This window comes from Paraburkholderia fynbosensis, assembly GCF_902859935.1.
Lineage (GTDB): Bacteria > Pseudomonadota > Gammaproteobacteria > Burkholderiales > Burkholderiaceae > Paraburkholderia > Paraburkholderia fynbosensis.
Window position 1 is genome coordinate 55480 of sequence record NZ_CADIKI010000017.1, and the last position, 22514, is coordinate 77993.

19 protein-coding genes, 1 tRNA gene and 2 pseudogenes are annotated in these 22514 nt (G+C 63.6%); 13 read left to right on the forward strand and 9 right to left on the reverse strand.

Annotation, left to right across the window (positions count from 1 at the left end; translation table 11 throughout):
- Window positions 1-86: 86 nt before the first annotated feature.
- From HV770_RS25450 to hisC, 8 genes are all read left to right on the forward strand, one after another.
- On the forward strand, window positions 87-1928 hold the full coding sequence (locus HV770_RS25450) for a tetratricopeptide repeat protein (RefSeq protein ID WP_175164175.1): 1842 nt from the start codon (window positions 87-89) through the stop codon (window positions 1926-1928).
- Entirely contained in the window at window positions 1928-2560 is a 633-nt protein-coding gene (lolB, locus tag HV770_RS25455) for a lipoprotein insertase outer membrane protein LolB (RefSeq protein ID WP_175164177.1), read from the forward strand. The genes HV770_RS25450 and lolB overlap by 1 nt, the downstream gene beginning before the upstream one ends.
- A 62-nt stretch (window positions 2561-2622) precedes the next feature.
- Window positions 2623-3504, forward strand: a complete 882-nt coding sequence (ispE, locus tag HV770_RS25460) for a 4-(cytidine 5'-diphospho)-2-C-methyl-D-erythritol kinase (RefSeq protein ID WP_175164179.1) — start codon at window positions 2623-2625, stop codon at window positions 3502-3504.
- 52 nt (window positions 3505-3556) lie between these two features.
- Window positions 3557-3633 (forward strand) — tRNA-Gln (locus HV770_RS25465).
- Window positions 3634-3680: 47 nt separating this feature from the next.
- Entirely contained in the window at window positions 3681-4637 is a 957-nt protein-coding gene (locus HV770_RS25470) for a ribose-phosphate pyrophosphokinase (RefSeq protein ID WP_006048037.1), read from the forward strand.
- Window positions 4638-4801: 164 nt separating this feature from the next.
- Window positions 4802-5422 (forward strand): 50S ribosomal protein L25/general stress protein Ctc, encoded by a 621-nt coding sequence (locus HV770_RS25475; RefSeq protein WP_175164181.1) that lies wholly within the window; start codon window positions 4802-4804, stop codon window positions 5420-5422.
- A 151-nt stretch (window positions 5423-5573) separates the two neighbouring features.
- Window positions 5574-6176 carry an aminoacyl-tRNA hydrolase gene (pth, locus tag HV770_RS25480; protein ID WP_175164183.1) on the forward strand — a complete coding sequence of 201 codons (603 nt, stop codon included), beginning with the start codon at window positions 5574-5576 and terminating at the stop codon, window positions 6174-6176.
- A gap of 211 nt (window positions 6177-6387) precedes the next feature.
- On the forward strand, window positions 6388-7467 hold the full coding sequence (gene hisC, locus HV770_RS25485; RefSeq protein ID WP_175164185.1) for a histidinol-phosphate transaminase: 1080 nt from the start codon (window positions 6388-6390) through the stop codon (window positions 7465-7467).
- Window positions 7468-7551: 84 nt separating this feature from the next.
- On the opposite strand, the gene HV770_RS25490 is transcribed toward hisC, so the two are convergent.
- The 3 genes from HV770_RS25490 to rsmD all read right to left on the reverse strand — a co-directional run bounded on the left by HV770_RS25490 (window position 7552) and on the right by rsmD (window position 9114).
- Window positions 7552-7809 carry a YfhL family 4Fe-4S dicluster ferredoxin gene (locus HV770_RS25490; protein ID WP_175164187.1) on the reverse strand — a complete coding sequence of 86 codons (258 nt, stop codon included), beginning with the start codon at window positions 7807-7809 and terminating at the stop codon, window positions 7552-7554.
- A 63-nt stretch (window positions 7810-7872) separates the two neighbouring features.
- Window positions 7873-8388: a pantetheine-phosphate adenylyltransferase gene (gene coaD / locus HV770_RS25495; RefSeq protein ID WP_175164189.1), complete on the reverse strand. Its 516-nt coding sequence runs from the start codon at window positions 8386-8388 to the stop codon at window positions 7873-7875.
- Between the two features lie 111 nt (window positions 8389-8499).
- Window positions 8500-9114, reverse strand: coding sequence for a 16S rRNA (guanine(966)-N(2))-methyltransferase RsmD (gene rsmD / locus HV770_RS25500; RefSeq protein ID WP_175164191.1), 615 nt, complete (start codon window positions 9112-9114; stop codon window positions 8500-8502).
- Between the two features lie 254 nt (window positions 9115-9368).
- Here rsmD and ftsY point away from each other — a divergent pair, with 254 nt between their 5' ends.
- On the forward strand, window positions 9369-10559 hold the full coding sequence (ftsY, locus tag HV770_RS25505; protein WP_175164193.1) for a signal recognition particle-docking protein FtsY: 1191 nt from the start codon (window positions 9369-9371) through the stop codon (window positions 10557-10559).
- Window positions 10560-10644: 85 nt separating this feature from the next.
- On the opposite strand, the gene maiA is transcribed toward ftsY, so the two are convergent.
- Window positions 10645-11289, reverse strand: coding sequence for a maleylacetoacetate isomerase (gene maiA / locus HV770_RS25510; RefSeq protein ID WP_175164195.1), 645 nt, complete (start codon window positions 11287-11289; stop codon window positions 10645-10647).
- Window positions 11290-11318: 29 nt separating this feature from the next.
- Window positions 11319-12017, reverse strand: coding sequence for a fumarylacetoacetate hydrolase family protein (locus HV770_RS25515; protein ID WP_121316452.1), 699 nt, complete (start codon window positions 12015-12017; stop codon window positions 11319-11321).
- Between the two features lie 236 nt (window positions 12018-12253).
- Here HV770_RS25515 and ybiB point away from each other — a divergent pair, with 236 nt between their 5' ends.
- Window positions 12254-13222, forward strand: coding sequence for a DNA-binding protein YbiB (ybiB, locus tag HV770_RS25520; protein ID WP_175164197.1), 969 nt, complete (start codon window positions 12254-12256; stop codon window positions 13220-13222).
- Between the two features lie 543 nt (window positions 13223-13765).
- Window positions 13766-14791, forward strand: a pseudogene (locus HV770_RS25525) (2-isopropylmalate synthase); the annotation flags it as partial.
- Window positions 14792-14994: 203 nt separating this feature from the next.
- Here HV770_RS25525 and HV770_RS25530 read toward each other — a convergent pair.
- Together HV770_RS25530 and HV770_RS25535 are read right to left on the reverse strand one after the other, a co-directional pair.
- The gene (locus tag HV770_RS25530; protein ID WP_175164201.1) at window positions 14995-15378 is read right to left on the reverse strand and encodes a nuclear transport factor 2 family protein; all 384 of its coding nucleotides are present in this window, start codon (window positions 15376-15378) and stop codon (window positions 14995-14997) included.
- 42 nt (window positions 15379-15420) lie between these two features.
- A complete protein-coding gene (locus tag HV770_RS25535) occupies window positions 15421-15984 on the reverse strand; it encodes an acyloxyacyl hydrolase (protein WP_175164203.1) in 564 nt (187 codons plus the stop codon).
- A 360-nt stretch (window positions 15985-16344) separates the two neighbouring features.
- On the opposite strand from HV770_RS25535, the gene rpoH reads away from it, so the two are divergent.
- Window positions 16345-17280, forward strand: coding sequence for an RNA polymerase sigma factor RpoH (rpoH, locus tag HV770_RS25540; RefSeq protein WP_121316448.1), 936 nt, complete (start codon window positions 16345-16347; stop codon window positions 17278-17280).
- A gap of 393 nt (window positions 17281-17673) precedes the next feature.
- A pseudogene (gene cydP / locus HV770_RS25545) lies at window positions 17674-17894 on the forward strand (cytochrome oxidase putative small subunit CydP); the annotation flags it as partial.
- A 132-nt stretch (window positions 17895-18026) separates the two neighbouring features.
- Here cydP and nagE read toward each other — a convergent pair.
- Together nagE and ptsP are read right to left on the reverse strand one after the other, a co-directional pair.
- Window positions 18027-19814: an N-acetylglucosamine-specific PTS transporter subunit IIBC gene (gene nagE, locus HV770_RS25550; protein ID WP_175164205.1), complete on the reverse strand. Its 1788-nt coding sequence runs from the start codon at window positions 19812-19814 to the stop codon at window positions 18027-18029.
- A 98-nt stretch (window positions 19815-19912) separates the two neighbouring features.
- On the reverse strand, window positions 19913-22504 hold the full coding sequence (ptsP, locus tag HV770_RS25555) for a phosphoenolpyruvate--protein phosphotransferase (RefSeq protein WP_175164207.1): 2592 nt from the start codon (window positions 22502-22504) through the stop codon (window positions 19913-19915).
- Between the last annotated feature and the right edge of the window lie 10 nt (window positions 22505-22514).

A 22514-nucleotide genomic window follows, 5' to 3' on the forward strand; every position in this document is an offset into this window, starting at 1 on the left:
TCTAACTGGTCTGCAACTTGCGTGAGTGGTTGTGCCCGTATTGTAGCGAGCGCGTTACAATCGTCCGAAACATTGAACGGATTTCCATGAAATTGTCCTTCGTGAAGCTGTTTTCAAAGCGCCCGGCTCGCGCATCCCGCGTGCCGCACGCCGTGTCCGCTCGCCGGATGCTCGGCGCCGCCGCGCTTGCCGTCTGGGCGCTGGCCGCCGTGCCCGCGCACGCGCAGGACCCGTCGGCGGATCCGGACGATACCTCCGTCACTTTGGAGGACCCGCTTGGCCCGGCATCGGCGGAAGACCAGAAATCGTTGCCCGCCGTGCCGCTGTCGAGCCAGATCGTATTTCAGGTGCTCGCGGCCGAAGTCGCGCTGCAGCGCGACCAGCCGGCGCCCGCCTACCAGACCTACCTCGCCCTCGCGCGCGACACGCACGACCCGCGCATGGCGCAGCGCGCCACCGAGATCGCGCTGGCCGCGCAAAGCCCGTCGGACGCGTTGGCCGCCGCGCAATTGTGGCAGCAGTATGCGCCGAATTCGGAGCGCGCCGCGCAACTCGACGCGTCGCTGCTCGTGCTGTCGGGCAAACCTGACGAGGCAGCGCCAATTCTCGCTGGCGAACTCGCGAAAGTGCCCGCGGACAATCGCGGCAGCGCGATTCTCGCGTTGCAGCTGCTGCTATCGCGCGGCCCGAACCGGATCGGCGGCCTGCACGTGCTGCAGGATCTGCTGAAGAACGACATGAACCGCCCGGAAGCGCAACTGGCGATCGCGCGCCAGCAGCTCCTGTCGGACGACGCGCCAGGCGCGCGCAAATCGCTCGAACAGGCGCTGACGCTGAAGCCCGACTACCTGCCGGCGGCGCTGCTGCTGTCGCAGATGGGCCCGGAAGAGCGCGCGGAAGGCATCGCGTCGCTTGAAAAATACGTGCAGCAGAATCCGAAATCGCATGACGCGCGTCTCGCGCTCGCGCAGTTGTATCTCGCGAGCGACCGTCTGGACGACGCGCAGAAGCAGTTCGAGATCATGCACAAGGCCAACCCGAACGACCTCACGCCGCTGATGGCGCTCGGACTGATCAAGATCCAGCAGAAGAATTTCAACGAGGCGCAGACGTATCTGACCCAGTACGCGCAACTGGCCGAAAAGACGCCGGGCGCCGATGCGGGCCAGGCGTACATCTACCTGGCGCAATTGGCGCTCGAGCAAAAGAACGAAGCGGCGGCGAGCGACTGGCTCAACAAGATCTCGCCGTCGAGCCAGCAATATATGGCCGCGCAGATTACGCGCGCGCAACTGCTGGCGAAGCAGGGTAAGACTGACGACGCGCGCAAGCTGCTGGCCAATCTGCAGGTGTCCGATCCGCGCGACCTGGCGTTGATCTCCCGCACCGACGCGGCGATCCTGTTCGACGCGAAGCGCTACCCGGAAGCGGAATCGCGCCTGCAACAAGCCACGGCGGCCTTCCCGAACGACCCCGATCTCACTTACGACTACGCGATGGCCGCCGAAAAGACCGGCCATTACGACGTGATGGAAGCGCAGTTGCGCAAGCTCATCCAGACGCAGCCCGACAATCCGCAGGCGTACAACGCGCTCGGCTATTCGCTGGCCGATCGCAACCAGCGCCTACCGGAAGCGGACAAACTGGTCGAGAAAGCATCGGCGCTGGCGCCGAACGACGCGTTCATCATGGATAGCGTGGGCTGGGTCAAATTCCGGATGGGCGATACGTCGGATGCGATCAAGCTGCTGCGCAAAGCCTACGACCTCCAGCCGAACGCCGAAATCGGCGCGCACCTCGGCGAAGTGCTGTGGAAAAGCGGCCAGCAGGATCAGGCTCGCGCCGCCTTCCGCGAGGCGCGCAAGCTCGAACCGGACAACGAAACGCTTGTCAAAACGCTCCAACGTCTTCAGGTAAACGATCTTTGATGCGTCTTTCCCGTCTGATTTCCTTTCCCCGGGCGCCTCGCGGCGCGGCGCTCGGATTCGCTGCGGCAGCGGTTGTCGCGTTGGCCGGCTGTGCGTCGGTGAAACCGCAGGGGCCGTCCACGTCGAATGCCGCCACTTCGGTCACCGCGCAGACGAGCCGCGCTTACCAGGGCCGCTTCGCGATCCAGTACAACGATCAGAACGGCCAGCAGCGCAACGCTTACGGCAACTTCTCCTGGCAGGAAACGGGCGACACCGTAACGCTGCAATTGCGCAACCCGCTTGGCCAGACGCTCGCGATCGTCACGTCGTCGCCATCCGCGGCCACGCTTGAATTGCCGAACCGCCAGCCCCTGACCGCGGACAACGTGTCCACGCTGATGCAGAATGCGCTCGGTTTCGCCCTGCCTGTCGAGGGTCTGCGTTATTGGCTGCAACCGTCGCCCGCGCCTACTTCGCGCGCCAAGACAGAGAACGACCCGGAGCAACCGTCGCGTCTGAAGCAGATCACGCAGGATGGCTGGACCGTCGACTACCTTGCGTATGCCGACGCGCCCGCCACCGGCGTAAAGCGCCTCAACCTGAGCCGTTCAGAGCCGCCGCTTGACATCAAGCTCGTGCTGGATCAGTAATCCGCGTCTGTTCGCAACCTTGCCGCTTCTTCGGCGCCGCTTGGCGCATGTAGCCTCGACTCATGATTGAAACGACCGATTCGCTGCGCGATTGCCTCGCGCCAGCGAAACTCAACCTCTTCCTGCACATCACCGGCCGCCGGCCGGATGGTTATCACACACTGCAAACTGTTTTCCAGTTGCTCGACTGGGGCGACACGCTGCACTTCAAGCGACGCGACGACGGGCGCATCACGCGCAGCACCGAGATCGCGGACGTGCCGCCTGAGCATGACCTGACCGTGCGCGCCGCTACTTTGCTCAAGGTGCATACGGGCTCGTCCGAGGGTGTCGACATCCAGATTGACAAGCGCCTGCCGATGGGCGCCGGCCTCGGCGGTGGCAGCTCCGACGCGGCGACGACGCTGCTCGCGTTGAACCGTCTGTGGAAGCTCGACTTGCCGCGTCTGGAATTGCAGGCATTGGCATTGAAGCTGGGCGCTGACGTGCCGTTTTTTGTTTTCGGACAAAATGCGTTCGCAGAGGGTGTCGGTGAAGCTTTAGACGTTGTACAATTGCCGCCGCGCCACTTCTTGGTGGTGACGCCGAGGGTGCAGGTTCCGACTTCAGCGATTTTTTCCGAAAAAGCGTTGACAAGAGATTCAAAGCCCCTCATAATTACGGACTTTCCTGCAGAACTTAGCTGCAATACTGAATGGCCGGAAAGTTTTGGCCGTAATGACATGCAGCGGGTTGTCGTAGAAAAGTACGCGGAAGTAGCGCAAGTGCTGCGATGGTTTGAAAGCGTCGCGCCAGCGCGGATGTCTGGATCAGGTGCAAGTGTCTTTGCAGCGTTCCGTAGTAAAGCTGAAGCAGAAGCGGTGCAAGCCAGGCTGCCAGCCGAATGGAACAGCGCAGTGGCCGCCGGTCTGGATCAACATCCACTCTTTGCTTTCGCGTCATAAGTTTTGCATCGTCGAACGAAACTCCACGTTCGGCGGAGCTCAGAGTTAGTGTAGGGGAGTCGCCAAGCTGGTTAAGGCACCGGATTTTGATTCCGGCATGCAAAGGTTCGAATCCTTTCTCCCCTGCCAAAAATTTCTCGCATTTCCCCTCGCCCCCAGCCTGAAGCAGGTGCATGATGAGCAGCCATGACGGCCTGATGGTTTTTACTGGCAACGCGAATCCCGCGCTTGCACAGGAAGTCGTCAAAATCCTCGGTATTCCCCTCGGCAAAGCAATGGTTAGCCGTTTCTCGGACGGTGAAATCCAGGTCGAGATTCAGGAAAACGTGCGTGGCAAGGACGTCTTCGTCCTGCAATCCACGTGCGCGCCGGCGAATGACAACCTGATGGAACTAATGATCATGGTCGATGCGCTCAAGCGCGCATCCGCTGGCCGGATCACCGCTGCCATCCCCTACTTCGGTTATGCCCGTCAAGATCGTCGCCCGCGTTCCGCGCGCGTCGCCATTTCGGCGAAGATCGTGGCGAACATGCTGGAAATCGCGGGCGTCGAGCGGATCATCACGATGGATCTGCACGCTGACCAGATTCAGGGCTTCTTCGACATCCCGGTCGACAATATCTACGCTACGCCCGTGCTGCTCGGCGATCTGCGCAAGCAGAACTATGAGAACCTGCTGGTCGTTTCGCCGGACGTCGGCGGCGTGGTGCGCGCCCGTGCATTGGCGAAGCAGCTCAATTGCGATCTCGCGATCATCGACAAGCGTCGTCCGAAGGCGAACGTCGCCGAAGTGATGAACATCATCGGTGAGGTCGAAGGCCGTACCTGCGTGATCATGGACGACATGGTCGACACCGCTGGCACGCTCTGCAAAGCAGCACAGGTTTTGAAGGAACGCGGCGCAAAGCAGGTGTTCGCTTACGCTACCCACCCGGTTCTGTCGGGCGGTGCAGGCGAGCGTATCGCGGCTTCCGCGCTCGACGAACTCGTTGTCACGGACACGATCCCGCTCGGCGAAGAAGCCCGCTCGTGCGCAAAGATCCGTTCGTTGACCAGCGCCGGCCTGCTTGCCGAAACGTTCTCGCGCATTCGTCGCGGCGATTCGGTCATGTCGCTGTTCGCCGAAAGTTAAGTATTTGCGAAGGCGCAGCGCATCGCTTCAGGCGGCGCGCTGCGCTTTTGCACAATCGGCACGAGCGAACGAAGGTTCGTGCCGCAGCTCTGGGGCCTCAGCCATATTGGCTTGGAGGCCCCGTTTTTACTGCCTGGTCGCGGGCAGTGCATTGGAGATTCAACATGAAAGTAGTCGCTTTCGAGCGTTCTTTGCAAGGTACGGGTGCGAGCCGCCGCCTGCGTAACTCGGGCAAGACCCCGGGCATCGTATATGGCGCTGGTGCTGAAACGCAATTGGTCGAACTGGACCACAACGCGCTGTGGCACGCGCTGAAGAAAGAAGTTTTCCACTCGTCGATCCTCGACCTGGAAGTGGCAGGCAAGTCGCAACAGGTTCTGCTGCGCGACGTGCAATACCACCCGTTCCGTCAGCTCGTGCTGCACGTGGACTTCCAACGTGTCGACGCGACGAAGAAGCTGCATACCAAGGTGCCGCTGCACTTCATGAACCAGGAATCGAACCCGGCAGTGAAGCTGTCGAGCGCGGTGATCTCGCACGTTCTCAATGAACTGGAAGTCGAGTGCCTGCCGTCGGCACTGCCGGAATTCATCGAAGTCGACCTGGCGAAGATCGAAGCGGGTCAATCGGTTCACGCTAAGGACATCGCGCTGCCGGCAGGTGTGTCGCTGGTTGCTCACCTCGACGCAGAAAACCCGGTGGTCGCCGCTGCAACGATCCCCGCTGGCGCAATCGCTGAAGGCGACGCCGCCGCTGCTGCTGAAGGCGAAACGCCGGCTGCTTAAGGACCTTTCGGGTTCTAGCCAAGCAATCCTCTCGATCCGTTTTCAATGAAACGGTCGATGTGACCCGCCGAGGTTCGCCACGGCGGGTTTTTTTTCGGTTTTTTTCGGCCCGGTCGAGTTCAGCTCCCTGGCCAGATGGACCTACGCAATCATGATCAAGCTGATCGTCGGGCTCGGCAATCCGGGCGCCGAATACACCGCGACGCGCCACAACGCTGGCTTCTGGCTGGTCGATCAACTAGCGCGCGAAGCAGGCACGACGCTGCGCGACGAGCGGCGCTTCCACGGTTTCTACGCGAAAGCGCGGCTGCACGGCGAGGAAGTGCATCTGCTTCAACCCCAGACGTATATGAACCGCTCCGGCCAGTCGGTCGTGGCGGTCGCGCAGTTCTTCAAGATTCTTCCCGACGAAATTCTGGTTGCGCACGACGAACTCGACATGCCGCCTGGCAGCGTCAAGCTGAAGCTCGGCGGCGGCAGCGGCGGCCATAATGGGTTGAAGGACATCACAGCGCATCTGTCATCGCAACAATACTGGCGACTGCGGATCGGTATCGGTCATCCACGCGATCTGATTCCTGAAAGCGCGCGTGCCGGCGCGAAGCCAGATGTCGCCAACTACGTGCTGAAGCCGCCGCGGCGGGAAGAGCAGGAGGAGATCGACGCATCGGTCGAGCGGGCGCTTGCCGTGATGCCGAAAATTATCGCAGGCGAGCTGGAGCGCGCGATGATGCAGTTGCATCGCAATCCTTGAGCTGGCCCGCCTGCGGACGTATTGCTGTAGCGTTATCGCTCGCTACTGCAACTAGCTGCATGGGATCGGAGTAAGCGCTAAAGCGCTAACTCTGGTCGACCGCCTTGCATGGGACCAGAGTAAGCGCTAAAGCGCTAACTCTGGTCGACCGCCTTGCATGGGACCAGAGTAAGCGCTAAAGCGCTAACTCTGGTCGACACAGGAGAATTGCTTGAGCCGCTATTGGAGTGACATCGTTCATCGTCTGACGCCGTATGTGCCAGGCGAGCAGCCCGTGCTCGCGCGTCCCGTGAAGCTGAACACCAACGAGAATCCCTATCCGCCGTCGCCGCGCGTGCTCGATGCGATCCGTCGGGAGCTGGGCGACGCCGGTGAATCGCTGCGGCGCTATCCCGATCCGACCGCGCTCAAACTGCGCGAAACGGTGGCCGCCTACCATGGCATCCGCGCAGACCAGGTGTTCGCGGGCAACGGTTCGGATGAAGTGCTGGCGCTCACGTTCCGGGCATTGCTGAAGCACGACCAGCCGCTGCTGTTCCCGGACATCACGTACAGCTTTTATCCGACCTACGCACGGCTCTTCGAAGTCGACTATCGGACCATCGCGCTCGACGACAGCTTCGCGATCAATGTCGACGACTACACGGCGCCCAATGGCGGCGTGCTGTTCCCGAACCCGAATGCGCCAACCGGCCGCCCTCTGCCGCTCGCCGACATCGAGCGTCTGGTGGCAAGCAACACGGAATCGGTCGTCGTAATCGACGAGGCTTACGTGGATTTCGGCGCGGAGTCGGCCATTGCGCTGATCGACCGCTATCCGAACCTGCTGGTCGTTCAGACGACCTCGAAGTCGCGCTCGCTGGCCGGCATGCGCGTAGGTTTCGCGTTCGGCAATCCGGCGCTGATCGACGCGCTGAACCGCGTGAAGGACAGCTTCAACTCCTATCCGCTCGACCGCCTCGCGCAAGCCGCCGCCACCGCCGCGTACGAAGATGACGCGTGGTTCCGCGACACCTGCGCCAAGGTGATCGCGAGCCGCGAGCGGCTGGCGGCGGGACTGACGGCGCTTGGCTTCGAGGTCGTGCCATCAGCGGCCAATCTCCTGTTCGCGCGCCATGAAGGCTACGACGCGGCGACGCTCGTCTTGCAGCTGAGGGAAAAGGAGATTTTCGTGCGCCATTTCAAGGCGCCGCGAATCGACCAACATCTGCGGATTTCGGTCGGCACCGACGCCGAATGCGACATTCTGCTGGTGGCGTTGCGCGATATCTTCAGCGCTTACGTCGGCTAGTCCGCGCACGACGAGAAAGCGCCGCGGCAAAAAGAAAAACGGCGAGGCCAAGGCCTCGCCGTTTTCTCATCCACATCGCGGATCTTATGCGCCCTTCGCGGCTTGCAGCGCGTGATACTTCGCCATCAAGCCCTCGGGCGTTTCCAGGTGGTCAGGATCGCGCGGAATGCACTCGACCGGGCACACCTGAATGCACTGCGGCTCGTCGAAATGGCCGACACACTCGGTGCATTTCTTCGGGTCGATCACGTAGATTTCCGGGCCCATCGAGATCGCGTCGTTCGGGCACTCGGGCTCGCACACGTCGCAATTGATGCACTCGTCGGTAATCATCAAGGCCATACTTCTCTCACTTCACGCCGGCCGCAGCCGGCTCTGATCCGTCAAACCAACAGTTTACGCCGGTTACGGCTGCGCCGCCGAAGCGCCGTCGTTCGGATCCAGCGCGGCGACCTTCTCGTGCAGCCATTTTTCGACCGATGGGAACACGAACTTGCTGACATCGCCGCCCAGCTGCGCGATCTCGCGCACGATCGTGCCCGAGATGAACTGGTACTGGTCGGACGGCGTCATGAACATGGTTTCGACGTCGGGCAGCAAATAGCGGTTCATGCCCGCCATCTGGAACTCATATTCGAAGTCCGACACGGCGCGCAAGCCACGCACGATCACCCGTGCGTTATTGCTGCGCACGAAGTCCTTCAGCAGTCCCTTGAAGCTCATCACCTGGACGTTCGGGTAGTGCCCGAGCACCTCGTGAGCGATGTCGAGGCGTTCTTCCAGCGTAAAGAACGGCTTCTTGTTGCGGCTATCGGCAACGCCCACCACCAGCGTGTCGAAAATGCTCGACGCGCGCCGAACGAGGTCTTCGTGACCGCGCGTCAGCGGGTCAAACGTGCCCGGGTACACGGCGACTACCATGAGACTTCTCCTCTCTTCAGACAAAGGGCACGTCAAAGCGTCCACACGACGCATTTGGCACCGACCGCGCTCGTGACGTCAAACCGCCCGGCGCCTGTTTTAGAACGCGCATTATTCCTTATTTTCGCGCTGCAGCAAATGAAAGTGGACGGCGCCCGCTTTCCCCTGCCGCACGATTTCCCAGCCCGCGAGTGTCTCGTTCCCGTCGAGTTCGAGCGCCTCGCCCGCTTCCACGTATAGAAACCCTGCCGCGCTGACGAGCGGCACGGCCAACGCGAGCGTTTTGCCGAGCAGGTCGCCGTCGAACGGCGGATCGAGGAACACCACGTCGAACGAGCCGGGTGCGAGACTCGCGGCGAGACGCAAACCGTCCGCCTCGGCAATTTCGATCGTGCGCGCGGCCAGCCGTTCCTGGTTCGCGCGCAACTGGCTGGCGGCACGCGCGTTGCGCTCCACCATCAGCACCCGCCCAGCACCGCGCGACGCGGCCTCGAAGCCCAGCGCACCACTGCCGGCGAACAGGTCCAGGCAGCGCTGGCCGTCGAGGCGCTGGCCCAGCCAGTTGAACAGTGTTTCGCGCACGCGGTCCGGCGTGGGGCGTAGGCCGTCGAGATCGAGCACAGGCAAAGGCGTGCGCTTCCAGTCGCCGCCGATGATACGGATGGCGTGCGGCTTGCCGCCTTTGGACGAAGCGCCGTGGGCGCGTGAGGGTGCGGAACGAGGCATGCAGTTTCAATGACGTGATGAACGCAACCGCGACGTCGATACGCGCGGGGTCGGAGCGCCAACGTTACCACAGGGGCGGCCCGCGTCCAGCCTGGCCGATCGGCCGATACGACGGGCGGCGGCGCGCCTGATAAAATGTGCGGCTTCCAGCGCCTTGCATCCCGCGCTTTGTCTACCCCTGCAACGCTGCCTGCTGCTCCCGCCGGTCTTGTGCCGGCTGCGCGCATCGGCGCGCGCTCTCACCACGCCAGATCATGTTCAGCTTTTTCAAACGATTCAAGGGTTCGAAAGAGTCCGATACCGCGGCAGACGAATCGCAGGCGGCACCCGAAGGCTCGGCGCCCGATGCCGCCGCAGAGGTGCCCGCAGTGCCTGTCGTGCCGGCTGCGCGTCCTGCAGCCTCCGTTGGCATCGAAGCCCCGGCGCCCGCCCCGGCCGCAAGCGTGCCGGAGCCCGAGCCGGAACTCGAGCCGGAACTCGAGCCGGAAGCAGCCGCGCTCGAAACCGTCGAAATCGTCCCGCCGCCCGTGCAGGACGCGGGCGCGAAACGCTCGTGGCTCACGCGCCTGAAAACCGGCCTGTCGAAGACGAGTTCGAGCCTGACCGGTATTTTCGTCGGCGCGAAGCTCGACGAAGACCTGTACGAAGAGCTCGAAACCGCGCTGCTGATGTCGGACGCGGGCGTCGAGGCCACCGAATTCCTGCTCGAGTCGCTGCGTGAGAAAGTGCGCAGCGAGCGCATCACCGATCCCCAACAGGTCAAGGGCGCGCTGCGCGCGCTGCTGGTCGACCTGCTCAAGCCGCTGGAAAAATCGCTGATGCTCGGCCGCGCGCAACCGCTCGTGATGATGATCGCGGGCGTCAACGGCGCGGGCAAGACCACCAGCATCGGCAAGCTCGCCAAGCATCTGCAGAGCTTCAATCAATCGGTGCTGCTGGCCGCGGGCGACACGTTCCGCGCCGCCGCGCGCGAGCAACTGGCGATCTGGGGCCAGCGCAACAACGTGACCGTGGTATCGCAGGAAAGCGGCGACCCGGCGGCGGTAATCTTCGACGCGGTCGGCGCCGCGCGCGCGCGCAAGATCGACGTGATGATGGCGGACACGGCCGGCCGTCTGCCGACCCAGCTGCATCTGATGGAAGAATTGCGCAAGGTGAAGCGCGTGATCGGCAAGGCGCACGACGGCGCACCGCACGAGGTGCTGCTGGTGATCGACGCGAACACCGGCCAGAACGCGCTCGCGCAAGTGAAGGCCTTCGACGACGCGCTCGGCCTCACCGGCCTGATCGTCACCAAGCTCGACGGCACCGCGAAGGGCGGCATTCTCGCCGCCATCGCTCGGCAGCGTCCGATTCCGGTGTACTTCATCGGCGTCGGCGAAAAGGTCGAGGACTTGCAGCCCTTCAGCGCGGAAGAATTTACGGACGCATTGCTGGGAGGTTGAATCTCTCGGCCGCGCAAGGTTCGGCGCACGTGTCAGCAAAAAGGGCACTCCACGGAGTGCCCTTTTTTCATTCGACATCGTCCTGTCACTCGGCGTCGGGTTGCACGCCAGGCGCTGCACGGGCAAACGCGTCGATCTGCATCGCGTGGTCGTAGATGCGCTGGATCGTCGGAAACCGCGTCGTGTCGACCTTGAAGCGCTGCGCATTGAACACCTGCGGGATCAGACAGGCGTCGGCGAGCGTCGGCGTATCGCCAAAACACAGCTTGCCGGTGCGCGCGCTGCCGGCCAGATGGGCTTCGAGCGTCGCGAAGCCCGCTTCGACCCAATGCCGATACCAGGCGTCTTTCGCGTCGTCGTCGACACACAGCGTGTGCTTCAGATACTTCAGCACCCGCAGATTGTTCAACGGATGAATCTCGCACGCGACCTGTAACGCCAGAGAACGAACGTACGCGCGGTCGCCGGGCGCTTTGGGCAGCAACGGCGGCTCGGGATGCGTCTCCTCCAGATACTCGATGATCGCAAGCGACTGCGGCATCAGCTCGTTGCCGTCGACGAGTGTCGGCACGATGCCATCCACATTCACTTTGCGATACTCCGGCTTCAGTTGCTCGCCGCCGTCGCGCACGAGGTGCACGGGCACATAGTCGTACGGCAGCTTCTTCACGTTCAGCGCAATGCGCACGCGATAGGACGCCGAGCTCCGGAAATAGCTGTAGAGCTTCATGTTGTCTGTCTCCTCCAAGCCGCCGCCTGTCAGACGACGCGCACGCTGAACTCGCCGAGTCCGTCCACACCGCCCTTCATCAGATCGCCCTTCGCCACCGCGCCGACGCCTTCAGGCGTGCCGGTGAAAATCAGATCGCCGGGCTGCAATTCGAACAGCGTCGACAGATAGGCGACCGTCTCCGCCACCGACCAGATCAGCTGCGACACGTCCGAGCGCTGCTTTTCCTCTCCATTGACCGACAACCAGATCGCGCCGTTGCCGACATGGCCGATCGCCGTCACGGGATGGATCGGGCCGAGCGGCGCCGAGTGATCGAAGCCCTTCGCGGTATCCCACGGACGGCCCAGCTTCTTTGCTTCGGCTTGCAGATCGCGGCGCGTCATGTCGAGACCGAGTGCATAGCCGTAGACGTGGTCGAGCGCGCTTTCGGCCGGAATGTCCTTGCCGCCTTTGCCGATCGCGGCCACCAGTTCCATTTCGAAGTGGACGTTTTTCGACTGCGTCGGATAGGGGAATTCGCCGGTGGCGCCGGGCGCGACATACAGCACGGCATCGGCTGGCTTGGTGAAGAAGAACGGCGGCTCGCGGTCGGGATCGTGACCCATCTCGCGCGCGTGTGCTTCGTAGTTGCGTCCCACGCAGTAGATGCGACGCACCGCGAACTGCTCGCTGGACCCCACAACCGGCACCGCCACCTGCGGTGCGGGTGCAAATACGTAACTCATCCCGTTCTCCGTTGCTTGATTTGCGCCGACGACGCGGCGAGAAAACTTCGAGTGTAACGCGCGGCAAAGCGCCGCGCGCGGCGGTCGGGCAGGTGCGCGCGGGCGGACGGCCGCGCACCGCGCCTCGCAGTATCGCCATAGATGCGATACTGACACCGAACAGCGACCAACAGCTTCCCTTGAATACCATGGCGAGCCGCCCGCGCGCGGCACGCCATCACGCCCCCTTGCGCCCGATGACCGACACCGCCCTTGACACCCCATTCCCCTGCGCCCGCTTCATCAAGGAAATCGGCCGCGGCCCGAATGGCGCCCGCGCGCTGACCGCTGAAGATACGCGCGCGCTCTACACCGCGATGCTCGATGGCCGCGTGGCCGAGCTCGAACTGGGCGCGGTGCTGCTCGCTTATCGTGTGAAAGGCGAAACCGCCGACGAACTCGCCGCGATGCTGGCGGGCGCGCACGCGTCGTTCGAGCCGATCCATTTGCCGCACGGCGCATTCCGGCCCGTGTCCATCCCCACCTACAACGGTGCGCGCAAGCAGCCGAACCTGGTCCCGCTGCTGGCCCTGCTACTGGCACGCGAAGGCGTGCCGGTACTGGTGCACGGCGTCACCGAAGATCCGGGCCGCGTGACGAGCGCGGAAATCTTCACCCATCTGCAAATCCAGCATGCGCGCTCGCACGCCGATATCGAAGACGGGCTCGCCGAGCACCGTCTCGCGTTCGCGCCGATCGACGTGCTCGCGCCGAAGCTCGCGCGCCTGCTCGCGCTGCGCCGACGCATGGGCGTGCGTAATTCGACGCACACGCTGGTGAAAATCCTGCAGCCGTTCGCGCCGGCGGGGCTGCGCCTCGTGAACTACACGCATCCGCCGTATCGCGACAGTCTCACGCAGTTGTTCAACTCGCATCCGGACGCGGCCCTGGGCGGCGCGCTGCTGGCGCGCGGCACCGAAGGCGAAGCGGTGGCCGACACGCGGCGTCAGGTGCAGGTGGACTGGCTGCACGACGGCGTCTGCGAAACGCGCGTGCCGCACGAGCGCTCGTCGCCTGATGCGCCGGAAGTCGACTTGCCCGAAGCGCGCGATGCCGCCACCACGGCCGCGTGGATCAGCGCCGTGCTGCGCGGTGAAGCGCCGGTGCCGAGCGCGATCGAACGGCAAGTGGAACTGATCGTGGACGTCGCGAAAATGCCGGTGTGAAGCGTTGAAAAAGAAGTTGAAGTCGAGGTCGACGCGCATGCGTGAGCCGGCGTGGCGCGCTCCTATGGCATGAGTTGGCGCGAGGAAGCGGTGGTCGCGGGTTGACACACCGCTTCATACCGTCATACATTCAGGCCCATGCGTTCCCTTCCGAACACCCTCCGAATTACCTTCGGCCGCCTAGCGCGGCCCCTATCGCTACGCCTGGCGTAAGTCAGGCATAGCGCCGTTCGTTGGCAACCCTCGTTGCCGCCGGACGGTCCTCCAGGCAGTGTCGCAGCTCCCGTTTCGCCCCCCAGCGTAGTTCTTCACAACCAGTAGTCGTTTGCGTTCGTCCGTTTACCGTGCGGACGAAGCGCGAGGGTCAAATGCACGTTGCATGGGCATCATCCACGTTCGTTTTCGTCATCCTCGTGACGTTGTTCGTTCGCGCCCGTTCGTTGTTGCCGCTAGCGATCGGCTGGCGGGCCGTGCATCCGTGGCAGTCCGCCAACCGCTCAATGCCACCGCCTTTCGCATACGACACAACGAACAAGGCACATCATGTTGCGCAATCCCGCTGAAAAATACCGTCCCTTCCCTCCCGTGCGCCTCACCGGCCGCAAATGGCCGAGCCGCACGATCGACCAGGCGCCCGTCTGGATGAGCACCGACCTGCGCGACGGCAACCAGGCGCTGATGGAGCCGATGAACGCTGCACAAAAGCTCGAATTCTTCGAGGTGCTGGTCGCGATCGGCTTCAAGGAGATCGAGGTCGGCTTTCCGTCGGCGTCGCAGACCGACTTCGATTTCGTGCGCAAGCTGATCGAGGAAAAGCGCATTCCCGACGACGTGACCATCGAGGTCTTCATGCCGTCGCGCGCGGACCTGATCGCTCGTACGTTCGAGTCCCTCGAGGGCGCGCCGCACGCCATCGTGCATCTGTATAACGCGATCTGCCCGTCGTTCCGGCGCATCGTCTACAACCAGTCGAGAGCCGGGATCAAGGCGCTGGCCGTGGACGGCACCCGCCTCATCAAGGAACACGCGCAGGCGCGCGCGGGCACGCACTGGACCTTCCAGTACTCGCCCGAAACCTTCAATACAGCCGAGCTTCCGTTTGCCCGCGAGGTCTGCGATGCCGTCGCGCAAACATGGCAGCCCACGCGCGCGCACAAGATGGTCCTCAACCTGCCGGCGAGCGTCGAGGCGGCGACGCCGAACGTCTTCGCCGACCAGATCGAATGGATGGATCGTCATCTTGCTTATCGCGACAGCATCGTGCTGTCGGTGCATCCGCATAACGATCGCGGCACCGCGGTGGCCGCGGCGGAACTGGCGCTGCTCGCGGGTGCGGACCGCGTCGAAGGATGCCTGTTCGGCAATGGCGAGCGTACGGGCAATCTCGATCTCGTCGCGCTGGCGATGAATCTCAATGCGCAGGGCATCGCCACCGGGCTCGATTTCTCCGATATCGCGGCGGTGCGGCGCGTGGTCGAGCGGTGCAATCGGCTTCCGGTGCATCCACGGCATCCGTATGCGGGCGATGCAGTGATGCAGGCGGCCGATGCGGGGCGCCGCCAGAGCGTCGCCGCGGATCAGGAGGGTGCGGCGAGCGCAATCGACACGGCGGGTCGTGCCGAGTCGCGCGTAGAGGAGCGGCAGCGCGTCGCCGCCTGAGATTTGCGCGGGAAGAACGAGCAAAGCGACGAGGAAGAGCGCGTACCCCGCGCTCTCAGCCTGCCGGCGCGTTCACGAGACGCGACCGGCCTGACGATGTGAACCCACGAGGCTTACTCCAGCGCGCACCGCGTGGCCTGCCACGCAATCAGGCGCCACTGCCCGTCTTCCTGCGTGTGAATCGCGGTGTAAGCGATCGGAAACAGCAACGCGCCGTTATTCGCCTCCATCTCGATCAGCGCGCGGCCGGTGACGACATACGTTTCCCGTCCGGCCGGCAGCACCTCCTGCGACTGCACTTCGATCTGCCGATAGCGGCGGCGTCCTCCGGTGATCCCGTCGATGAACTGCCGCTTCGTTTCGCGTTTGCCATTCGTGTGCACATAGCTCACGTTGTCCGCCAGCAGCGTGTCGAGCGATTGTCCGTCGCCTTCGACCATCGCACGAAAGCGCTCTCGCTCCAGCCCGCGAATCGCTTCGATCGTCTTTGCCGCCATTGCTCAGCCCCCACACCGGTAAGCCAAACGCGGCCTCGGTCGTCAGAAGTTATATTGCAAATATAACTGGCTGAAATTTATACCAGGATTCGGCTCTTTGATACCGCCGTTGGAAATATGCTGGAAGCGGTAGCCCGCGAGGTACTGCTGGCGGTGGCCGAACTGCACGCCGACGCCCGCCATTTCGGCGAACTGGAACGCGGTGCCGAGCGTGAAGTCCGAAGCAATCCGGGGGCTCGATAGCAGGCGGATGCCCGCGCCCACTTCGACGAAGGGGCGAACCCATCCCGACGTCTTGATGAAGCGGATCACAGGCGTCACGCCGATTTCGCCGATGTCGCCGTGCACGTTCCCTTCGTTGGTGTGCCACCAGGCCGCGTGCGCTTCGCCGATCAGCGCGAAATGCCAGTCACCGATCTGCCACCAGTACAGCCCGGGATCCCACGCGACGCCAAGGTCGAATTTCTTGACGTGATGATCGGCCGCGCCGGCAGCGACCTGAAGCCCGAACTGGCCGGCGGACGCCAGATCCGGGCCCACGAATAACAGCCCGACCACGACACTTTTTAGAGCCAGACCAAGCAAGACATTGTTTTTGTTGTCCATCTAACACCCGCAGCTGCCGAGGTTAAAAATACATAACTGTTTTGCTTATTCTAGATAGAAAGTCGATTTCGTTGATCGTATGAAAAATACTCATTTTTCGCAATTAGTTGCTGCTGATCCGGAAAATATCTGTCATTTATGAGAGCAGGAGCGCGCGAACGGATAACTTCTGCGTCCTGCGCAAGATGCTCCGTTGGTGTACCCTGTGGCTATTAAAACGCGACTTTCAATAGGACTTTGCGGAACCTGGATGCCCCTACTCCCTCTAAGTATTAGCACTCGCCGAACCGGAGTGCTAACATCCAACGCTGGAGTCGTTTACTGAATACGTTTTTGTCTGATTCCAAAGGAGTTTTCCACGTGAGCCATGCAATGACCCTTCCGAGTGTTTTGAGCCCGTCGTCGGCTAAGGCCGCTTCGGCAGGTGCACTGGCGCTCTCGCATTCCTCGCTGCTGCCCGGTCAACTGGGCAATATCGACGCCTACATCCAGGCCGTTAATCGGATTCCGATGCTGACGCCGGCGGAAGAACGCCAGTTCGCCACCGAATTTCGCGAGCAGGACAACCTGGAGTCCGCGCGCCGTCTCGTGCTGTCGCACCTGCGGCTGGTCGTGTCGATTGCGCGCAACTATCTCGGTTACGGACTGCCGCACGCAGACCTGATCCAGGAAGGCAATATCGGCCTGATGAAGGCCGTGAAGCGCTTCGATCCGGAGCAGAACGTGCGCCTCGTGTCATACGCGATGCACTGGATCAAGGCTGAGATCCACGAATACATTCTGCGCAACTGGCGCATGGTGAAGGTCGCCACCACCAAGGCGCAGCGCAAGCTGTTCTTCAACCTGCGCAGCCACAAGCAGGGCTTGGGCGCGTTCACGCCGGACGAGATCGAAGGTCTCGCGCAGGAACTGAACGTGAAGCGCGAAGAAGTCGCCGAAATGGAAACGCGCTTGTCCGGCGGTGACATCGCGCTGGAAGGCCAGGTCGAGGACGGCGAAGAGTCGTATGCGCCGATCGCCTATCTGGCCGACTCGCATAGCGAACCCACTGCCGTGCTGGCTTCGCGTCAGCGCGACCGCCTGCAAAGCGACGGTATCGCCAGCGCGCTGGACGCGTTGGACGCCCGCAGCCGCCGCATCATCGAAGCACGCTGGCTGAAGGTGGAAGACGACGGTTCGGGCGGCTCGACGCTGCACGAGCTGGCAGACGAGTTCGGGGTGTCCGCCGAGCGTATCCGGCAGATCGAAGCGAGCGCAATGAAGAAGATGCGCGGCGCACTGACCGAATATGCATAAGGCCTGAGGCTGTCAGCACGCCGGTTCGCCCGGCGTGCGCATCCGGCCTCGAGCCTCGCCCTCACAAGACGGCGGGGCTTTTTTTCGCCCACGCGGCAGGGCATTCGCGCACGCACACCCTGGCTGGATGAAATGGCCCGACCACGGCCTGCCGCCACAGCTGCTTTCTTGACGTATCACAAACCAGATAGCAATACTGGACAAACAAGGCGAGTTTAGCGACTCAATGCCGCACTGCCGAATCGATGCGCGCGAGGGGTTGCGCTCCCAAAATCGGGATGCACTCGCCAGACCGCTCACGCGGCCTGGAACCAGCCGGATTCACCGGTTTGAAGTCGCTTTCGACCGACTATGGCCATAGCCCTCAATCGCAATACCACTCTGCGGTAGCGCTGGCGCAAGCGACTCGCCGGCTGGGTGCGCGGTCCAACGCTGGCGCGGGATATCGCCATCGTCCTCGCCATCAAATTCGTTCTGCTGATGGCGCGCTCAAATACACCTTCTTCAATCATCCGCAGGCTGAGCATATGTCGCTGCCGCCTGAACAGGTCGCGCAGGCGCTGCTGTCCGCGCAAAGCGCACTGATGCAGTACGAACCGGCCTCGATCCGGTAAACGCAAAAGCGGCACCTTGCATCAAGGTGCCGCTTTTTTCGTTGCTGACCTATCACCGCCGCATGATCGCTTTACTGCCGACTCAGCGAATGCGCGCCGTGGCAGGGCACTTCGTTAGCAGCCCTGTGCGCTTTACGCGGGCAACGGCGTCGCGCCGCCGCTTTCCGACATCCGTGTCGCCAGTCTCGCGGCATAGCGCTGCGCCGCCTCGCCGACGACGATGTGGAACGTGTCGCCAGAGACCCATGCGGTGTCGAGCGAGGCGAGACGCTGACGATCGACCGCCGACGGATCGCGCACGACGATACGCAGACGCGTCGACGCCACCGCATCCAGCGACACCACATTGCCCGCGCCGCCGAACACGGCGAGCCAGCGCAGCGGATCCGGGTCGAGCGGACCGCCAGTTGCACCTGTAGTGGCAGCAGCCGGCGCCGGCGCGGCACTCGCAGCGGCCGCAGCCGGAGTAGCCGCCGCCACCGGCGTCACCGCCTCACCCCCACCCTGCGCGATCGCCGTACGCATTTCGTCTGCGATGATGTCCGCTTCCGGTCCGATAATCACCTGCACATTGTTCGAGCCGCGCTTGAGCACGCCACGCGCGCCAATCGTCTTCAGTTCGCTTTCAGAGACCTTGTTCGCATCGACCACCGACAGACGCAGACGCGTCGTGCACGCATCCACGACCGACAGATTCGCCGCGCCGCCGAGGGCCGCGATATAGCGCTGCGCGCGCGGCACGGCCGCACCGGCTGCCGGCGAAACGAAGCCGCCCGCCGCGAACGAGTCGGCCTGCTCGTCGGCGGCAGCGGGTTCGCGGCCCGGCGTCGCCATGTTGAACTTGCGGATGAAGAAGCGGAACAACCCGTAGTACGCGACCGAATACACGAGGCCGATCGGAATTGCCCACCAGCCCTTGGTCGACAGGCCGAAGTTCAGCACGTAGTCGATGAAACCCGCGGAGAACGTGAAGCCGAGGTGAATGCCGAGCGCCGAGCAGATCGCGAGCGACAGACCCGTCAGCAGCGCATGGATCACGTACAGCACCGGCGCGAGGAACATGAAGCTGAATTCGATCGGCTCGGTCACGCCCGTGAGGAACGAGGTCAATGCCATCGAGAACAGCAGGCCGCCGACCACTGCGCGGCGCTCCTTCGGCGCTTCATGGAACATCGCGAGACACGCGGCCGGCAGGCCGAACATCATCACCGGGAAGAAGCCGGTCATGAAGGTGCCCGCTGTCGGGTCGCCGGCGAAGAAGCGATGCAGATCGCCCGTCACCGCAGCACCGCCCGGCGGCGCGAAGGTACCGAACACGAACCACGTCAACGAATTGAGGATGTGGTGCAAGCCCGTGACGAGCAGCAGCCGGTTCAGCACGCCGAACACGAATGCGCCGAGCGCGCCCGCGGTGGTCAGCCAGTGGCCGGCCGTATCGATCACGGCCTGCACCGGCTGCCACACGTAGCCGAATGCTATGCCGAGCCCGAGGCAGACCACCCCCGTGGCAATCGGCACGAAGCGTTTCCCTCCGAAGAACGCGAGGTAGTCGGGCAGCTTGATGTCCTTGTACTTGTTGTACAGCAAGCCCGCGACGATACCCGCCACGATCCCCGACAACACGCCCATGTTGAGCTTGTCGTTGATGTCCTTCATCACCGCGATCTGGACCAGATAGCCGATCGCACCCGCGAGCCCCGCGACACCGTTATTGTCTTTCGCGAAGCCGACCGCCACGCCGATTGCGAACAGCAGCGGCAGGTTGTCGAAGATCGCGCCGCCGGCGTCGGCGACCATCTTGATGTTGAACACATCGGGCTGGCCGAGGCGCAGCAGCAGGCCGGCAACCGGCAGCACCGCGATAGGCAGCATCAGCGCGCGTCCCAGGCGCTGAATCTTCAGAAACGGATTCCCATCCATTGATATCTCCAATCCTTGTCTCGTGGTCGAACGTCGTCGTTGAATTTTTGTAGCTATACGAAGTCACTGTGCGAAGCTGGTTGCGGACTGTGTGCGGTTCAGTCCACAGGCCAGGTTTCGCGGCTTGCTGCTCTTACCGCCTGCGCCGATTCGAGCGCGAGAGCATCCTGAGCGCGTTGACGGCACATCTGATAATCGAGGTTGCGCACCCGCGCCTTGATGCCCGGGACCGACACCGGGTCCACCGACAGCTCGGTCACGCCGAGGCCGACGAGCAGCGGTACCGCGAGCGGATCGCCCGCGAGCGCACCGCACACGCCAACCCATTTGCCATGCCTGCCCGCGCCTTGCACGGTGGCCGCGATCAGGCGCAGCACCGCCGGGTGCAAGCCGTCGGCTTGCGCGGCGAGATCGGCCTGGCAACGGTCCATCGCGAGTGTGTATTGCGTGAGATCGTTGGTGCCGATCGACAGGAAGTCCGCGTATTGCGCGAGTTGATCGGCCAGCAGCGCCGCCGACGGCACTTCGATCATCACCCCGACTTCGATCGGCTCCGTGCGGCCCGCGTCGCGAGCCAGTTCGTCGATACGCTTGCGGATGCGGATCAGCTCGCCGACATCGGTGACCATCGGCAACAGGATGCGCACCGAGCCGAGCGGCTGCACCGCGAGCAGGCCGCGCAACTGATCGTCGAGCAGATCTGGGCGCACCTGAGCGAGGCGAATGCCGCGCAGGCCGAGCGCCGGATTCGGCTCGGGCGGCAGCGTGAGGTAGTCCACTTCCTTGTCCGCGCCGACATCCAGCGTGCGGATGATCGCGGTGCGTCCGCTCAATGCGTCGACGATTCCCTGGTAGCTCTGACGATGTTCGTCGGTCGTCGGCGCAGCCGCGCGATGGATGAACAGCAGTTCGGTGCGCAGCAGGCCCACCGCATCGGCGCCGTTGCCGACGGCGGCATTTGCGTCGTCGAGCGTGGCGATGTTTGCGGCCACTTCGATCGCGCGGCCGTCGGACGTCACCGCGGCTTGCTGCGACGTGCGGCGATTCGCTTCGCGCACGTCGGCAAGACGGCTGCGCTCGCGGCGAGCCCGTTCGACGTCGAGCCCGGTCGGCGCGAATTCGAGGCGGCCGCTGCTGGCGTTCACCACCACTTGCGTGCCAGGCGCAATCGCATGTAGCGCGTCGCCGAGCGCGACCAGCGCGGGAATGCCCGCCTGGCGCGCGAGAATCGCCGCGTGCGAGGTCGCGCCGCCACGCGCCATTACCAGGCCGGTGACGCGCGAGCGATCGAGCGACGACAGATCCGACGGCGTGAACTCTTCCGCGGCGAGCACGGCTTCTTCCGGCAACGTGCGCGCGGCGGCATTCGTATAGCCGAGCGCGCGCACGACGCGCTTGTCGATGTCACGCAGATCGGCGGCACGTTCCGCGAGCAAGGCGTCTTCCACATTGCTCAGGATGCCGATCTGTGCACGGATCGCCTCGCGCCACGCAAAGCCGGCGCTCTTGCCGAGACTGATCAGATCGCGCGCGGCGTCGAGCAGCGTGGGATCTTCGAGCAGTACGCGATGCACGGCGAAAATGCCCGCTTCGCCGTGCGCGCCGCGTTGCGACGCGTCGCGTACGGTCGTGTCGAGATCGGCGTCGACGGTGGCGATCGCTTTGTCGAGCAAACGGCTTTCAGCGGCGGACGTGCCGCTTGCCTGCTCGGGCGGATCGATGTCCGCATCGTCCCAACGCACCAGCTTGCCGAGCGCAATGCCCGGCGCCGCGCAGACACCGGCGAGCGTATTCGGCGCGAGCGCTTCGCCTGCCGCACGCGGAACCGCCTGCGGCGCAGGCGAAATTTGCCGCGCCGGTTTTTCTTCAACTTCGCCGCGCGCTTCGCGGGTCAGTTCATGCTCGATCGCATCTACTGCGGCTTGCGCTTGCGGACCGACACCGAGCAATTCGACGCGCGCGCCCTCACCCGCGCCGAGCCCGAGCAGTCCAACCACGCTTTCGATCGCCGCTTTACGCCCTTCGTATCGCACTTCGACGCGCGCATCGAAACCGCGCGCCGCTTCGCGCGCACGCGCCGCGGGACGCGCATGCAGACCGCCCGCGTGAACCAGCGTGACCTGCCGGCGCGCTTCCTCCATCACCTTCGTCGCGCTGAGCTGGCGCGACGCGTCGGCTGCCGCGCCGTCACGGGCACGCAGTATCAGCAGCGGCGTTTCCCCAGCCTTCAGCACACCGCCTGGCGCACGCTCGACGATCTCGAACGCATCCGAATTGGCGATCGCGATCACCGACACGAGGCTCGGCGCATTCAACGCGACCTGATCCTGATCGAACTCGATCAGCACGTCGCCGGCACGCACATGCGCGCCCTGCTCGACCATTGGTGCAAAGCCTTTGCCGTTCAGCTCGACCGTGTCGATACCGATGTGCAGCAAGATCTCGGCGCCTTCGGTGGTGGCCAGCGTGAGCGCATGACCGGTGCGCGCGAGATGGGTAATGGTCCCGTCGCACGGCGCGAGCAGCCGTCCCTCCAACGGATCGATGCCGATGCCATCACCGAACATGCCACCCGAAAACACCGGGTCGGGCACCTGCGCGAGCGGCACGACCGGACCGGTCAGCGGCGCGAGCAAAACAATATGGCCTTCAGAATGGCTCTTCAAGCGGGACTCCTCGACACGTCGCATCTGATGTCTC

Excerpts from the sequence above, each read along its gene's own strand:
- HV770_RS25450 (WP_175164175.1), top strand. The coding sequence starts at position 87 with ATGAAATTGTCCTTCGTGAAGCTGTTTTCAAAGCGCCCGGCTCGCGCA.
- lolB (WP_175164177.1), top strand. The coding sequence starts at position 1,928 with ATGCGTCTTTCCCGTCTGATTTCCTTTCCCCGGGCGCCTCGCGGCGCG.
- ispE (WP_175164179.1), top strand. The coding sequence starts at position 2,623 with ATGATTGAAACGACCGATTCGCTGCGCGATTGCCTCGCGCCAGCGAAA.
- HV770_RS25470 (WP_006048037.1), top strand. The coding sequence starts at position 3,681 with ATGAGCAGCCATGACGGCCTGATGGTTTTTACTGGCAACGCGAATCCC.
- HV770_RS25475 (WP_175164181.1), top strand. The coding sequence starts at position 4,802 with ATGAAAGTAGTCGCTTTCGAGCGTTCTTTGCAAGGTACGGGTGCGAGC.
- pth (WP_175164183.1), top strand. The coding sequence starts at position 5,574 with ATGATCAAGCTGATCGTCGGGCTCGGCAATCCGGGCGCCGAATACACC.
- HV770_RS25490 (WP_175164187.1), bottom strand. The coding sequence starts at position 7,809 with ATGGCCTTGATGATTACCGACGAGTGCATCAATTGCGACGTGTGCGAG.
- coaD (WP_175164189.1), bottom strand. The coding sequence starts at position 8,388 with ATGGTAGTCGCCGTGTACCCGGGCACGTTTGACCCGCTGACGCGCGGT.
- rsmD (WP_175164191.1), bottom strand. The coding sequence starts at position 9,114 with ATGCCTCGTTCCGCACCCTCACGCGCCCACGGCGCTTCGTCCAAAGGC.
- ftsY (WP_175164193.1), top strand. The coding sequence starts at position 9,369 with ATGTTCAGCTTTTTCAAACGATTCAAGGGTTCGAAAGAGTCCGATACC.
- maiA (WP_175164195.1), bottom strand. The coding sequence starts at position 11,289 with ATGAAGCTCTACAGCTATTTCCGGAGCTCGGCGTCCTATCGCGTGCGC.
- HV770_RS25515 (WP_121316452.1), bottom strand. The coding sequence starts at position 12,017 with ATGAGTTACGTATTTGCACCCGCACCGCAGGTGGCGGTGCCGGTTGTG.
- ybiB (WP_175164197.1), top strand. The coding sequence starts at position 12,254 with ATGACCGACACCGCCCTTGACACCCCATTCCCCTGCGCCCGCTTCATC.
- HV770_RS25530 (WP_175164201.1), bottom strand. The coding sequence starts at position 15,378 with ATGGCGGCAAAGACGATCGAAGCGATTCGCGGGCTGGAGCGAGAGCGC.
- HV770_RS25535 (WP_175164203.1), bottom strand. The coding sequence starts at position 15,984 with ATGGACAACAAAAACAATGTCTTGCTTGGTCTGGCTCTAAAAAGTGTC.
- nagE (WP_175164205.1), bottom strand. The coding sequence starts at position 19,814 with ATGGATGGGAATCCGTTTCTGAAGATTCAGCGCCTGGGACGCGCGCTG.
- ptsP (WP_175164207.1), bottom strand. The coding sequence starts at position 22,504 with ATGCGACGTGTCGAGGAGTCCCGCTTGAAGAGCCATTCTGAAGGCCAT.